This is a genomic window from Stenotrophomonas sp. YJH_SMC_110, assembly GCF_059369255.1.
Genome location: NZ_JCAFSM010000005.1, coordinates 181,436 through 194,941 on the forward strand (window position 1 = coordinate 181,436; position 13,506 = coordinate 194,941).

The following is a 13,506-nucleotide window of genomic DNA, read 5'->3' on the forward strand; positions in this document are numbered from 1 at the left end:
TGCGGGGCTTGGCTCAGGCCGGTTGGCCGATCTGCGCGGGCGCGCGCATCAGGGTATCGCGCGGCAGTTCGCCGAATACCTTGCGGTAATTGTCGGCGAAGCGCGAAAGATCCCACAGGCCGCAGCTGAGGGCGATGGCTTTCACCGAGCGACGGCTGGAATCGGCCATCGACAGGCTGCGGCAGGCCGCGCACAGGCGCAGCATGGAGAGATACCGGTTGGGCGAGGTTCCAAACAGGTCCTCGAACGCATAACGCAGGCCGCGCTCGCTGACCCCAGCCGCATCGCAGATTTCATTCATGTAGATATTGCGGCGCAGGTTGAGCCGCATGAAGTTCTCTGCCCGCTGTGCGATCAGATAATGCGTACGCCGTGCACGGCTGCAACCCGGGCGATCCGCCGCACCGGCACCCAGAAGGGCCTGCACATGCTCGTGCAGCAGGGTTTCAGTTTCTTCCGGCTGCAGGCCTGCAACCTGCCCCAGCTGCAGGTGCAGCTGCTGGTAGTGGCGTGCCAACGGCGTGCCTTCGCTGGCCAGATTGAACAGTGACAGTGCCTGGCCAGCGGGAGGCGTGCTGCGCAGGCTCAGTTCGGTCAGCTTGCGCTGCACCCGTGCCACCGGCAGCAGCATCAGGGTCATGTGCGTGCCTGGGCTCAGGGTGAACTCACTGATGCCTTCCGGCATGATCGTCAACGCCATCCCCGGCGTGAGCGGTACGCCATGGCACCAGCTCAGCGTCTCATCGGTGGCGTGCAGGTACCCGAGCATCGCCCAGTCCGGCGGCAGCATGAAACGGCCGCGGCAGTGGAAACCGCAGCTGATGCTGCAGAACAGGGCTTCCTCGTGCACGCGCGAAGCGAATGCCGCACGTGGCCCATTGCCATCGAGCAGCAGCAGTTCGACATCACAGACACGAAGCACGCCGCTCAGCGTGGCCAGGTCTATCGACCGCAGGCCGCTGTCGCCGCTGTCTCCTACCCCACCATCGACCATGACAGTGTTGTCCCCCGTTGATCCGCCATGCGATGCGGCCCCCACTGCCTGACAGGGCGCGCAGCGATCCAGAAACCACTTCCGTTGTCGTGCAGGCCGCATCGGCTCCGATGCGGCCAACCATGGAAATGCAACAGCTTGAATGCGAGTATGCCCGATAATCGGCGAAGGTAAACCCGCGGGCTGCAATGAAGAAAAAAGATACACAGATGAAGAAAATGTCGGCGCCATTGGCATGGTCCTCGCATGCGCCGGAAAATGGAAATCACATAATCTGCACGACCATGAATCGTTTTGCCTTCGAACGGATTCTCGTCACAGAAACGGCCTGAAAGTTTCAGCATCGCGGGGTTTCTGCCGAATTTGCATATAGGTTCCTGTTGCAGCCAACTTCCATTCAGGCAAAGTCGATAGCACGGTGATCCGGCCAACTGATCCGGCCGCACCCAGGGGGACAGCATGACCACGCACGCATCATTGGATGCCTCGACCACCGGCCCCGGGCCGAGCGGTCGCGACCGTGCGGCTGGCGGCCTGCCTGGAGACGATCACCCTGCTTGAGCACAGCGGGCCCATCCCGCCGTGCCTCCTCCGCCAGGACGCGCGGAGGCCCACGGACGATCCCGGCGGAGCCGGGCCACCGCCCAACGCAGGTGTACTGCATCCGCAGACAGGTAGAGGGAGACATTGGTCATGAACGCATCGATCCGCAAATTCCTGAAGGAAGAAGACGGTGTCACCGCGCTCGAGTACGGGCTGCTGGCTGCCGTCATCGCTGGTGTCCTGATCGCGGTCGGCAACGACCAGATCAAGGGGTTCTTCGAAACGCTGTTCAAGAACCTCTCCGCACTGGCCACCAAGGCGTCGGGCTCGACGACCTGAGCGGCGACCGCGCGCGGCCGGCAGAGCCGCGACGGTGGGGCGCATGGAACCAGGCGAAGACCGTCCAGTGACGGACGACGGAGTGTGCGATGACACTGCTGGGATTGTTGGCCATCGGCGTATGCCTGCGGATCGCGATCAGTGATCTGTATGCCCGTCGGGTGCCCAACGCCTGGCTGATCGCCGCTTGCGTGATCGCCACCGTGGTGATCGTCTTCGGCCAGTTCAGTGCGCCGCGCCAGCCGTGGCTGCCCCACGTTGCCGGCGCGGCGCTCGGCCTGTTGGCGCTGCTGCCGTTCTATGCCCTGCGCTGGATGGGCGCCGGCGACGTGAAGTTCTTTGCCGTGCTGGGGCTGATGCTGGGCTGGCAGGCGCTGCTGCCGGTCTGGCTGGTCGCCAGCCTCGCCGCCGGGTTGCACGCCGTGCTGGTGCTGGCGGGCCGGCGCCTGGGCGTGTTGCTGCCCGGCCACCTGCAGATGCAGGTGAATCGCACCAGCACGCAATGGCACGCGCATCCGGCCCTGCGCGACATGCAGACCGCACGCCAGGGACGACGTGGCATTCCCTATGCCGCCTACCTCGCACTCGCCGCCATCGGCTGGGTGCTGGCAAGCATCTACGGAGGTGCACCATGAACATCCGCAGCCCGCGCCGGCAACGCGGCGTCGCCAGCATCGAGTTCGCCCTGATGCTGATGCTCGGCCTGTTGCCGCTGCTGCTGTTCACCTTCTCCGGGGTGATGATCATGGCAGCACAGCAGACCCTGGCCACCGCCTCGGCCGAAGGCGCGCGCGCCTCGCTGCGCTACGGCACGGCCGGCGAACGGCGCACCGCAGCCTGCGTCGCCGCACGCACCTCGATGCAATGGCTGCTGCAGTTCTCCAAGCAGAACGTGGACTGCAGCGCGGGGGGCAGCAATGCCATCGTGGTGTCCGCGCAGGCGCCCTGCGCCGGCCTGGCCACGGCCCAGTGCATGACCGTGACAGTCAGCTACGACTACGCCAGCCATCCCTTCCTGCCCGGCACCGCCACGCTCTACAAGTGGGTGATGCAGGCTCCCATCCGCAGCGTCGCGGTCGCCCAGCTCGATCTCGGCAGCGGCAACTGATGACCGGTATTTTGGAGACGGTTCCATGCTCAAGTTGACCCGCATCGCTGCCGTCGCCCTGATCGGCCTGGCCGTGCTGCTGGCGCTGATCGCCTTCATGATCGGGCGCAAACCGGCCGCACCGGTCACGGCCGCGCCGATCACGCACAACGAAGTGCAGGCCATCACGGTGGTGGAAGCCGTGGCGCGCCTGCCCGCGGGCGAGCCGATCAGCGCCAACGACCTGCGCCTGGCCCAGCGCACATCCCCCGTCGCCGGTGCCGCCACCAGCATCGCCGCCGTGGTCGGCAAGGTGCCGGTGCAGGACATCGCCGAAGGCAGCCCGGTCAGCAGCAGCGCATTGGCACAGGGCTTCTCGCTGCAGCTGCGGCCGGGCGAGCGCGCACTGGCCGTGCCCGTGGACGAACTGGTCGGTGCCGGCAACCGCATCCTTCCCGGCGACTTCGTCGACGTCTTCCTCAACCTGCGCAATGCCCAGCCCAGCGTCAACAGCCCCGCCGAAGCCGCGCAGACGCGCCTGCTGCTGTCGCGCCTGCGCGTGCTGAGCTATGGGCAGCAGGACATCGCGCCGGTCGCCTCGGAAGCCACCTCCAATAGCGAGGCCGACACCCGCAACGACCCGCGCGCGGCCGACATCACCGGCAGTGGCGGCAGCCACAGCAGCAATGAAGCCCCGCAACCCGCGCGCAGCGCGGTGCTGGCGGTACCGGTGGCCGACGCCAATCGACTGCTGCTGGGTGCGCAGCAGGGCAAGCTGTTCCTGGCGCTGCGCAATCCCGCCGATACCGGCCTGCCCGACCTCGCACTGTTCCCTCAGTCGCGCGGCGTGATCGATCCGCTGCGTGGGCTCGACGCAGAGCAGCAGCTGGCGCTGCAGCGCCCGGAGAACCACGCCTTCGCCGGTATCGACGGCGACGCGCTGGCCGGCCGCGGCAGCGCCCCGCCACGCAGCAACGCGGATGCACCCGCGCGTGCGCCGGCGCCCCGTCGCAGCGCCCCGCGCGCTTCGGGTATCGAGATCATCCGTGGCGACAGTTCCGCCCCCCGTGGCTCCCTTTGACCAGCATCGAGCGCATCCATGACCGAACGTCACCGCCGTCCACGCCTTTCTCCCCGCCAGCGGTGGCTGGCCCTGCTGCTGGTGCTGCTGGCACCGGCAACGAGCGTGGCCGCCGATGACCTGGTGCTGCAGGCCCGTGAGCAGCGTCCCTGGAACCTGCCGGCCGACCTGGAACGGGTGGCCATTGCCGACCCCGGCGTTGCCGACATCGTGATGCTGCGCGGCCAGCGCCAGGCGCTGCTGGTGGGCAGGATGCCCGGCACCACCACCCTGCTGCTGTGGCACCGCAAGCAGGCCGAGCCGCAACGGGTGACAGTACGGGTGCAGAGCGCCGTACAGGGCGCGGCCAGCACCGGCGGCAACGATCTGGTGTTCACCCAGCAGGACCAGCAGGGCCTTTTGCAGGGAAGCACTGACAGCGTGCTCTCGCACATGCAGGAACAACGCACGGCGGCGATGGCACTGGGCAAGGAAGGTGCGCTTGCCGATACGTCCACCATCAGCAGCGGCGGTGTGGTCCAGGTCGAGGTCAAGGTGGTCGAGTTCAACAAGACCGCGATGAAGCAGATCGGCATCAACTTCCAGAACCGCAACGGCGGCTTCGCTTACGGCTTCGCGCGGCCCGGCACCGGGTTGCCGGGCAACACCGGCCTGCTGCCCGGCATGAAGGAAGGCAACAGCAGCAACGAGGCCGTCTCGCCGATTTCCTCGGCATTCCGCCTTGTTTTCGGCTCGACCAAGGGGCTGTGGAACGCCGATGTCGAACTGCTGCAGGCCAATGGCATGGCCCGCGTACTGGCCGAGCCGACGCTGGTGGCGCTGTCCGGGCAGAGCGCCAGTTTCCTGGCCGGTGGCGAACTGCCGATCCTGGAACCGCAGGGGCTTGGCACTACCACCATCACCTACAAGCCGTTCGGCATCGGCCTGACCGTGACCCCGACCGTGCTGGCAGCGAACCGCATCGCGCTGAAGGTAGCGCCCGAAGCGAGCGACCTGGACTACAGCAATGCCATTGTGCTCAACAACGTGCAGATTCCCTCGATCACCACCCGCCGCGCCGACACCACCGTCGAGCTGGGTGATGGCGAGAGTTTCGTCATCGGGGGCCTGGTCAGCTCCAACATCGTCTCCAACGTCAGCAAGATTCCGCTGCTGGGCGACCTGCCGATCATCGGCTCGTTCTTCCGCAACTTCGATTACAAGCGCCAGGACAAGGAGCTGGTGATCATCGTCACCCCGCGCCTGGTGCAGCCACTGGCGCGCAACACCGAACTGCCGCTGCCCGGCGAGCGCGAAGCCAGGCCGCATCTCCCCGAGTGGGGTTCCTGGTTGCTGGGTCCGGTCAGCCAGGACCCGGTGCCCGGATTCTCGCGCTGACTCCATGATGCCTGCGATACCACGCCCATGCCCTACGCCACCGCCCAGCCGCTGCATCCGCAAGGACCGCCAATGAACCTGGTCCTGTACGGCATCGACCGCGAACTGCTGCCCCGGCTGGCCGCCAAGCTGCCGCCGAGCACCGCCCTGCATTGGCAGGACAGCAACGCCCCCACCTCCGCCCAGGACCTGCAACGCGGCCCGCAGAGCCTGGTGCTGCTCGACTTCCGGCCCGAGCATGCGGCCGCCTCGAGCGTGCTGGCGCAGCAGCTGCAGCAGACCCAACCGGACCTGCCGCTGGTGGCCGTGGGCGCCACCAGCGCCGGCCAGGTCGAAGGCGTGGTGATCGCGCTGCGCGCCGGCCTGCGCGATGTACTGGACCTGGACAGTGACGACGCAGGCATCGAGGCGGCCTTGCGGCGCGCCCTGTCTCCGCGCCCGGCAGCGGTTGCCCAGCACGCACACAAGGCACGCCTGATCGTGCTGCTGGGTGTGCGCGCCGGCGTCGGCACCAGCACCCTGGCCGCACATCTTTCGGTGCTGGCGCAGCAGACGCGCGCCCTGGCCCAGGGCGAAGCCGTGCAGCAGGACGGCCTGCTGATGGAGCTGGCGCAGCCCTCCGGCGACCTCGCGCTGTACCTCAATCTCGACAGCCGCTTCCACTACGAAGACGCGCTGCGCAATGCCAGCCGCATCGATGCCACCCTCGCCCGCACGGCCATGGCGCGCCATGACTCCGGGCTGGTGCTGCTGGATCGTGCCAGTGGCAGCGATGCCGTTCCGCCCTCGGATCCTGGCGCGCTGCTGCAGCGCCTGCGCGGCGTGTTCGCCAGCGTGCTGTGCGATGCCGGCGGCTGCCCGTTGCGGCAGCTTCCGCCCCTGTTGCTGGACCAGGCCGACGAGATCTGGCTGGTCACCGATGCCTCGATCGCCACGCTGGTTTCTCTGGACCAGGCCCTGAAGCACCTGGCGGGCCAGCGTGAGCGCGAGAAGCGCCTGCAACTGGTGATCAACCGCCACGATGACAGCAGCGGCATGAGCCCGGAACAGATCGCACGCCGCTTCGAAGTACCGCTGCTGGCGACGCTGCCCGAACGACCGCGCGTGCGCCTGGCCGCCAGCCAGGGACACCTGCTGCTGCAGGATGCCCCGCGCGACCCCTATCTGCGTGCCCTCGCCCCGCTCGTGTCGCGCCTGGATCCGGCCGCCTGCCCGGTCCAGCCGCATGGCCTGCGGGAAAGACTCTCCCTTGCCCTGGGTGGATCGCAATGGAAGACAAGGTAACCCCGTTCCCGCATGCCGTTGCCCGCCCGGTACTGCCCGAATCTGCCCCGGGCCACCTGCCGTTCGCGCAGACCGAGCAGTACCAGAAGGTGCTGTCGGCCGCGCATGAGCATCTGCTCAACAGCATCGAGGACGAGCGCATCGACATCGATTCCTGGGCCCCGGACACCATCGCCCGCTGGGTGCAGGTGCAGACCGTGGGCTTCATCCAGGAATGGCGCATCCCGATCAACGAAGAAGAGATGCAGGTGGTCGCCGAGGGACTGGTCAAGGAGCTGACCGGTTTCGGCCCGCTGGACGACCTGCTCCACGACCCCTCCATCGAAGACATCCTGATCAACGGCTTCAAGGACGTGCACGTTTCGCAGGGCGGACAGCTCAAGCGCGCCACCCAGCGCTTCACCGATGATACCCACCTGCTGCGCATCCTGCGCCGCATCCTCGCCCCGCTCGGCCGCCGGCTGGATGATTCCAATCCGATGGTCGACGCGCGCCTGCCCAACGGTGGCCGCCTCAACGCGATCATCTCGCCGCTGGCGGTGGACGGACCGATGGTGTCCATCCGCAAGTTCCGCAAGGACCCGTTCACCCCCGACGAACTGCTCGCCAAGGGCACCTTCGACGCACCGATGCAGGCACTGCTGAAGGCGATGGTGCTGGGGCGCTGCAACATCCTGGTCTCCGGCGGCACCAGCTCGGGCAAGACCTCGCTGCTCAATGCCCTGGCCAGCTACGTGCCGGCCGATGAGCGCGTCATCACCGTGGAGGACACCGCCGAGCTTTCGCTGAACCATCCGCACGTGGTGCGCCTGGAGAGCCGCATCGGCGGCGCCGAGGGCCAGGGCGCGGTCAGCATCCGCGACCTGGTGCGCAACAGCCTGCGCATGCGCCCGGACCGCATCGTGGTCGGCGAAGTGCGCGGCGCTGAAGTGCTGGAAATGCTGCAGGCGATGAACACCGGCCACGACGGATCGATGGCCACCATCCACGCCAACACGCCGCGCGACTGCCTGTACCGCATCGAGATGCTGGCCGGGTTTGCCGGCTTCCAGGGCAGCGAAGACAGCCTGCGCCGGCAGATCGCCAGCGCCATTGATTTCATCGTGCAGATCTCGCGACTGGGCAGCGGGCGCCGGGTGCTGGTCTCGATCACCGAGATCACCGGGGTCAGCGACAACCTGATCACCACCCAGGAGATGTTCCGCCACGAGGTGCAGATCGATGGCACCGGCCGCGAGACCGACCGCTGGATCGGCCTGGGCTTCCATCCGCATTCGCACAAGCTGGAGCCGTTCCGCCAGCAGCTGCGCGAATCACTCTACGGGGACTTCTGAACATGGGCACCGGCCTGCTGCTGGGCGTGTTGAGCATCATCTCGGTGCTGCTGGCGCTGGCCGTCTGGCTGTGGGGTACCGCCAGCAGCCGTGAACAGCGCCAGGCCTCGCTGCAGCACACCGAGCAGCAGCTGGCACGCGGCAGCACGGCCGGTGCGGTGCCGGCCGGGCCTGCCGTTGCGGCGGCGAACGATTCGGCCCGCCCCGCCAGCAGTGGGAGCCGCGCATTACCCTGGGATGGCGTCCTGCAGCGCGCCGGCCTGCAGCCGGGCTGGAAGCTGCCACTGATGCTGCTGGTACCGGGACTGGTGCTTGCGGTCGTGGCGGCGGTGCGGCTGGGCACGGCCTGGATGTTTCCGCTGACCCTTCTGCTGTACCTGCTGGGCTGCTGGCTGTGGGTGATGCGCCGGATCACGAGACTGCGCGCGCAGCTGCTGCACCAGATGCCGGACTTCCTCGACAACCTGGTCCGCCTCACCGCGCTGGGCAACAGCCTGCAGGCCGCGTTCCAGGTGTCTTCGATGCAGACCAGCGCGCCACTGCGCGGCCTGCTGGACACCACGGTGCGCTATGCGCGCAGCGGCATGGAGCTGGATCGTGCATTGAGCCTGGCCGCACAGCCGTACCGCATGGACGTGCTGAAGGTGCTGGCGGTGGTGATCGGGGTGAGCGTGCGCATCGGCGGGCGCGCCGACCAGATCCTGCAGCGCATGGGTGATTTCATGCGCGACCTGGAGCAGGCCCAGCAGGAGTTGGCCGCCACCACGTCGGAAACCCGCATGTCGGCCTGGGTATTGGGGCTGCTGCCACCGGCCAGTGCGGTGCTGATGGCGATCTCCAGCCCGGCGTTCTTCCAGCCGGTGCTGCATGACCCGCTCGGCCACAGGATCCTGCTGATCGCACTGGGCCTGGAACTGCTCGGGGCGTTGCTGCTGTACCGCCTGGCCAAATCGCTATGACCGCCCGCAGCTACCCGGGAGGTGCCCGATGAGCGCCAGCGCCTGGTTCGCCCTTTCGCTGCTGGTGCTGGCAGCGGGCGTCGCCCTGCTCGGCATTGCCGGCTGGGTGCGCAGCCATCGCGAGCACCGCACCTCGGCCGCGCTGAAGACCGCCCTGCAGCCGCGCGAGGAAGCCCGCGACACCGAGGCCACGCGCCGCGACTCGCTGGGCTGGCTCGAGCGCTTCGGGCGCTCGCTCAGTGGTGGCCGCCTGGAGGCCGCGCTGCTGGCCAACGAGGACAGGCTGCTGCTGGACCTGGCCGGCTGGAACACGCGCCGCGGCACCGCCATCTATCTCGGCCTGCGCCTGTTGCTTGCGCTGCTGGTGCTGGCGCTGGCGCTGGCGTTCAGCAGCGCGCACGGTCTGGCCAGGGTGATGGTGGTGATCGGTGCGCTGGCGGCCGGGCTGCTGCTGCCCAAGTTCGTGCTGTCGTCGTGGGTCAAGCGCCGCCGCCGCGCGGTCGAGAACGAACTGCCCTTGCTGATCGACCTGCTGCGCCTGCTGCAGGGCGTGGGCTTCAGCATGGACCAGAGCCTGCAGACGCTGGGCGACAAGCTGCGCGATGCGTTGCCGGTACTGGGCGGCGAACTGCAGGAAGCCAACGTGGCCTACACCCACGGCCGCACCCGCGCGCAGTCACTGCGGCGCTTGAGCGAGGTCTACGCCGATGACGACCTGGCCAGCCTGATGCAGCTGATCCTGCAGGTGCATGCGCACGGCGGCGCCGTGCAGGAACCGCTGCGCCAGTTCAGCATCCGCCTGCGCGAGCAGCGCCGCAACACGTTGAAGGAAAAGGTCGGCAAGCTCTCGGTGAAGATGACCGTGGTGATGATGCTGACCCTGTTGCCGGCACTGATGCTGGTGCTTGCCGGTCCAGCGCTGGTCGCGCTGGCCACCACCATGTCCAAGATGGGATCGCCCTGATGCCTGCCCTGCGCACCCCCTGCCTGCTGCTTGCCGTCGCCCTCGCCACCCTGGCCAGTGGCTGCGCATCGACCACGCCGAAGTACGTGCGGGCGCCCAGCCTTGCGCCGCCGGAGCCCGATCCGCAGGACAGCCGCAACACCTATCTGGAGCTGATCGAGCGCATGCAGCAGCAGGGCGCCTGGTATGCCTCGCTCGCCCACGTGGAGGCCTTCCGCCAACGCTATGGTGATCGCCCCGCCCTGCGCCTGCTGCAGGCCGACGCCCTGCGCGAGACTGGCCAGAGCGACGCAGCGGTCGCGCTGTATCGCGAGCTGTCCAGCGGGCCGCAGGCCGCTGCGGCCGCCCACGGCCTGGGCCTGATCGCTGCACGCCGCGATGACGACGCCGGCAGCGAACAGGCGCTGGCGCGCGCCACGCAACTGCAGCCCTTGAACACCGACTACCTGGGCGACCTGGGTTATGCGCGGCTGCGCGCCGGCCAGTTCGACCAGGCGCGCGAGCCGCTGGCCAAGGCCCTGGAACTGTCGCCAGGCAACGCCAAGGCCACGGCCAATCTCGCACTGTGGGCGCTCCTGCGCGGCGACCAGGCCACCGCGGAGCGCCTGGCGGCACAGGCCAACCTCAACGACGAAACGCGCCGCAGCATCCAGCAGCAGGCCCAGCAGATCCGCACGCGCCTGCAGCAGCGGCAGGCGGCGGCCGCCGTCAACGCCCCTGCGCCTGCGTCCGCGGTCAGCAGCGAACACGGCGCCCGTGCGTCGGGCAGTACCCGGCTGGCAGCCGAACCACGCCGCGAAGCACGTGACGAGCGCGATCCGCAGCGCCTGCCACCGTCGATGCTGGAACGCTTCAGCACCACCGAACACCCGACCGGAAGCACACCATGACTGCGATGCGCCTGACCCGACGCCTGTTGCCCGTGCTGTCCTGCCTGCTTGCTGCCGGTGCCGTGCAGGCCCAGCAACAGCCATTGACCGGACAGATGCTCGGTGGCCCCTTGCCGTCGGCACCGGCCGCAGCACCGATGCAGGCCGAGCCGCTTCCCACCGTGGAGCTGGCCGCACCCGCCGCATCCGCGGCGGTGGCAGCGGTGCCACCGGCACTCCCCGCAACCGACGGTGCCCCGCCGGCAACACCGCGTGCGCGCCTGCAGAGCGGCGAAGCCACCCGCAACCTGTTCCGCCTGCAGGCGTCGGGACAGCAGGCCGGCCAGCGCCTGCCGATCCTGGGTGACCAGGCCACCCTGAGTTATGCGCGTTACCTGAAGAGCTTTGAACACGAGATCCCGGACTTCTTTGAGACCGATGTTGCCCGGTCCAAGGATGCCTCCTCCTCCGGACGCTGAGGTAGGCCATGAAACGCCCACGCCAGTTCAGTTTCGGCCGCGCACGCGGCGGCATGTCGGTCACCATGATGCTGGTCATGCTGGCCTTGCTGGCGATGCTGGGCCTGATCGAGATCGGCTATCTGTTCTGGGCCAAGCGCGATGCGCAGAAGGTTGCCGATCTGGCCGCACTGGCCGGCGCGCAGCGACTGGAGTTGTGCAGCGCGGACAACAGCGACAACAGCGCCGCCCGGCAAAGCGCACTGGCCCAGAACAGGTTCGCAGGCACCTTGCAGGTCCGCTGCGGCAACTGGAGTGCCAGCCGCGGTACCAGCAACCGTTTCGTCACCAGCGTTGATGCCAGCAACCCGCGCAATGCGGTGCAGGTGATCGCCGAGCGCAGCGTGCTGCCCTTCTTCGGCCAGAACACCAGCCTGCCGACCGTCAGCGTGCAGGCGGTCGCCCGCCGCTCGGAGCCCACGGCGGTGTTCGCGGTGGGCTCGCAGCTGCTGCGTACCAATGGCGATTCCGTGCTGCTGTCGACCCTGCGCCTGGTCGGCCTGGATGTCAGCAATGCCACGGTGCTGTCCTATGACGGTCTGGCGCAGGCCAACGTCACCCCATCCGGCCTGCTGAAGGCACTCAACATCCCGGTGAGCGCCAACCTCAGCGTGGCCGATTTCAACCGCCTGCTGTCGGTCAACAAGATCTCGCTGGCGCAACTGGTCGATGCCACCGCCACCGTGGTCGGCCGTGACTCGACGGTGGGTGTGCAGCTGCGCGCCCTGTCCGACCTGGTCGCCACCCAGCTGGACATCAACAAGCTCAACATCGTGCTCGGCAGCCAGGCCGGCGGCGGCGGGCTGTTCGCGGAAGTTGTCTCACCCGACGGCACCGTCGGCAGCGCACTGGAATCGAAGATCAACGTGCTCAACCTGATCAGCACCGCCATCTCCATCGCCAACGATGGCAACGGCGTGACGATCAAGGGGCTGGACCTGCTGGGCATCAACATCCAGGGCGGCGTGGTCGAGCCGCCGTCGATCGCCATCGGCGGCGTCGGCACCCGCGCCTACAATGCGCAGGTGCGGCTGATGGTGGACGTGGACAGCAACAACCTGTTCGCGCTTGGGCCGCTGCTGAACCTGCTCGGCACGCGCCTGCACCTGCCGCTGCACGTCGACGTGGCCAACGGCATGGGTACCCTGACCGGCATCCAGTGCGGCGGCAGTCCCCCCAAGGCCACCATCCAGGTCGATTCATCGGTGCTGCGTGCCTGCGTCGGCAACGTCGACCCCGCACAGCGATTCTCCAAGGCCAATGTCTGCGACGCCACGCTGCAGAACGAACAGCTGTTGAAGCTGCTGGGACAGCCGCTGATCAACGACAGGATCACCCTGCCCGCCCTCACCGGCTCACAGAACCTGACCCTGGCTGCGGGCGAGACCGGCTCGACCCGGATCAATCCGCTCGCGATCGGTGACGCAGTGTCGAGCCTGGTCAACGAGCTGCTGCGGGTGCTGTCGGGCATGCTCAGCTCGCCCAAGCAGGGCATGAGTGCCAACGACACGGCCAAGGCGCTGGCCGATCGTTACCTGCAGGCGGCCTTTCCCACTGGCGGACGCTACAACGTCGACCAGGTCATCCCGCTGCTGCGCGATGGCGATCCGGCACGCAACCTCGCCCCGCTGGGCAACTGGACGGTGAAGAATGGCGTCCCCAAGCCCTGCCTGCTGGGCCTGACCACCTGCTGGGAAGACGGTTCGGTGTGGACCGGTTACAGGACGACCGTCACCGGCCAGGGCCTGGGCCTGCTCGATGGCCTGCTCGGCTCGCTGGTCGGCGGCCTGCTGATCAACCGCTGCGACAGCCTGCTCGGCAACCTGATCGACTACAACGGCTGCGTACGCAACAACCTGGCGTCGTACATCCAGACCGCGCCGGCGGGTTTCCTCGATGGCGCCGGTGGCAGCGGCGTCGCCAACCCGGACGGAAGCGTCAGCTGCAGCGGCCTGCTGTGCACCGTGCTGAAGCCGATCCTGGCCGCACTGCGACCGGTGCTCAACAGTGTCGGCACTCTGCTGACCAACCTGCTGGCCAGCGTGCTGGGCCTGGAACTGGGCCGGACGGACGTCAACGTGCAGTCGATCCAGTGCAGCGCGGCACAGCTGGTCTATTGAAATCGCGCCGTGACCGCCGCCCTTGGCGGCGCCCGCG

At 68.0% G+C, this 13,506-nt stretch carries 13 protein-coding genes; 12 read left to right on the forward strand and 1 reads right to left on the reverse strand.

Translation table 11 applies throughout. The annotated features are described in order from the left end of the window. Positions 1-13: 13 nt before the first annotated feature. The gene (locus AC5P6H_RS11695) at positions 14-994 is read right to left on the reverse strand and encodes an AraC family transcriptional regulator (RefSeq protein ID WP_495202689.1); all 981 of its coding nucleotides are present in this window, start codon (positions 992-994) and stop codon (positions 14-16) included. A gap of 693 nt (positions 995-1,687) precedes the next feature. Between AC5P6H_RS11695 and AC5P6H_RS11700 the strand changes: the two genes are divergently transcribed. From AC5P6H_RS11700 to AC5P6H_RS11755, 12 genes are all read left to right on the forward strand, one after another. After that, entirely contained in the window at positions 1,688-1,876 is a 189-nt protein-coding gene (locus AC5P6H_RS11700; RefSeq protein WP_005416979.1) for a Flp family type IVb pilin, read from the forward strand. An 89-nt stretch (positions 1,877-1,965) separates the two neighbouring features. After that, entirely contained in the window at positions 1,966-2,511 is a 546-nt protein-coding gene (locus AC5P6H_RS11705; protein ID WP_126412472.1) for an A24 family peptidase, read from the forward strand. Continuing rightward, positions 2,508-2,984 carry a TadE/TadG family type IV pilus assembly protein gene (locus tag AC5P6H_RS11710; RefSeq protein WP_032962550.1) on the forward strand — a complete coding sequence of 159 codons (477 nt, stop codon included), beginning with the start codon at positions 2,508-2,510 and terminating at the stop codon, positions 2,982-2,984. The genes AC5P6H_RS11705 and AC5P6H_RS11710 overlap by 4 nt, the downstream gene beginning before the upstream one ends. Before the next feature lie 25 nt (positions 2,985-3,009). After that, positions 3,010-4,044, forward strand: a complete 1,035-nt coding sequence (gene cpaB, locus AC5P6H_RS11715; protein ID WP_197606048.1) for a Flp pilus assembly protein CpaB — start codon at positions 3,010-3,012, stop codon at positions 4,042-4,044. 18 nt (positions 4,045-4,062) lie between these two features. Further along, on the forward strand, positions 4,063-5,421 hold the full coding sequence (locus AC5P6H_RS11720; RefSeq protein WP_180835396.1) for a type II and III secretion system protein family protein: 1,359 nt from the start codon (positions 4,063-4,065) through the stop codon (positions 5,419-5,421). Positions 5,422-5,448: 27 nt separating this feature from the next. Then, positions 5,449-6,705 (forward strand): CpaE/TadZ family protein, encoded by a 1,257-nt coding sequence (locus tag AC5P6H_RS11725; RefSeq protein ID WP_041863560.1) that lies wholly within the window; start codon positions 5,449-5,451, stop codon positions 6,703-6,705. Next, a complete protein-coding gene (locus tag AC5P6H_RS11730; RefSeq protein WP_014647459.1) occupies positions 6,690-8,039 on the forward strand; it encodes a TadA family conjugal transfer-associated ATPase in 1,350 nt (449 codons plus the stop codon). The genes AC5P6H_RS11725 and AC5P6H_RS11730 overlap by 16 nt, the downstream gene beginning before the upstream one ends. Before the next feature lie 2 nt (positions 8,040-8,041). Further along, complete coding sequence (locus tag AC5P6H_RS11735) at positions 8,042-8,998, forward strand: type II secretion system F family protein (RefSeq protein ID WP_046431116.1); 957 nt, start codon at positions 8,042-8,044, stop codon at positions 8,996-8,998. Between the two features lie 28 nt (positions 8,999-9,026). Then, entirely contained in the window at positions 9,027-9,962 is a 936-nt protein-coding gene (locus AC5P6H_RS11740; RefSeq protein WP_014647461.1) for a type II secretion system F family protein, read from the forward strand. Beyond that, complete coding sequence (locus tag AC5P6H_RS11745; RefSeq protein WP_495202657.1) at positions 9,962-10,852, forward strand: tetratricopeptide repeat protein; 891 nt, start codon at positions 9,962-9,964, stop codon at positions 10,850-10,852. Before AC5P6H_RS11740 ends, AC5P6H_RS11745 begins: the two co-directional genes overlap by 1 nt. Then, entirely contained in the window at positions 10,849-11,310 is a 462-nt protein-coding gene (locus AC5P6H_RS11750) for a DUF3613 domain-containing protein (protein WP_049440896.1), read from the forward strand. The genes AC5P6H_RS11745 and AC5P6H_RS11750 overlap by 4 nt, the downstream gene beginning before the upstream one ends. An 8-nt stretch (positions 11,311-11,318) precedes the next feature. Then, positions 11,319-13,469: a TadG family pilus assembly protein gene (locus AC5P6H_RS11755; protein ID WP_049408179.1), complete on the forward strand. Its 2,151-nt coding sequence runs from the start codon at positions 11,319-11,321 to the stop codon at positions 13,467-13,469. The last annotated feature ends 37 nt before the right edge of the window (positions 13,470-13,506 follow it).

Excerpts from the sequence above, each read along its gene's own strand:
- AC5P6H_RS11695 (WP_495202689.1), bottom strand. The coding sequence starts at position 994 with ATGGTCGATGGTGGGGTAGGAGACAGCGGCGACAGCGGCCTGCGGTCG.
- AC5P6H_RS11700 (WP_005416979.1), top strand. The coding sequence starts at position 1,688 with ATGAACGCATCGATCCGCAAATTCCTGAAGGAAGAAGACGGTGTCACC.
- AC5P6H_RS11705 (WP_126412472.1), top strand. The coding sequence starts at position 1,966 with ATGACACTGCTGGGATTGTTGGCCATCGGCGTATGCCTGCGGATCGCG.
- AC5P6H_RS11710 (WP_032962550.1), top strand. The coding sequence starts at position 2,508 with ATGAACATCCGCAGCCCGCGCCGGCAACGCGGCGTCGCCAGCATCGAG.
- cpaB (WP_197606048.1), top strand. The coding sequence starts at position 3,010 with ATGCTCAAGTTGACCCGCATCGCTGCCGTCGCCCTGATCGGCCTGGCC.
- AC5P6H_RS11720 (WP_180835396.1), top strand. The coding sequence starts at position 4,063 with ATGACCGAACGTCACCGCCGTCCACGCCTTTCTCCCCGCCAGCGGTGG.
- AC5P6H_RS11725 (WP_041863560.1), top strand. The coding sequence starts at position 5,449 with ATGCCCTACGCCACCGCCCAGCCGCTGCATCCGCAAGGACCGCCAATG.
- AC5P6H_RS11730 (WP_014647459.1), top strand. The coding sequence starts at position 6,690 with ATGGAAGACAAGGTAACCCCGTTCCCGCATGCCGTTGCCCGCCCGGTA.
- AC5P6H_RS11735 (WP_046431116.1), top strand. The coding sequence starts at position 8,042 with ATGGGCACCGGCCTGCTGCTGGGCGTGTTGAGCATCATCTCGGTGCTG.
- AC5P6H_RS11740 (WP_014647461.1), top strand. The coding sequence starts at position 9,027 with ATGAGCGCCAGCGCCTGGTTCGCCCTTTCGCTGCTGGTGCTGGCAGCG.
- AC5P6H_RS11745 (WP_495202657.1), top strand. The coding sequence starts at position 9,962 with ATGCCTGCCCTGCGCACCCCCTGCCTGCTGCTTGCCGTCGCCCTCGCC.
- AC5P6H_RS11750 (WP_049440896.1), top strand. The coding sequence starts at position 10,849 with ATGACTGCGATGCGCCTGACCCGACGCCTGTTGCCCGTGCTGTCCTGC.
- AC5P6H_RS11755 (WP_049408179.1), top strand. The coding sequence starts at position 11,319 with ATGAAACGCCCACGCCAGTTCAGTTTCGGCCGCGCACGCGGCGGCATG.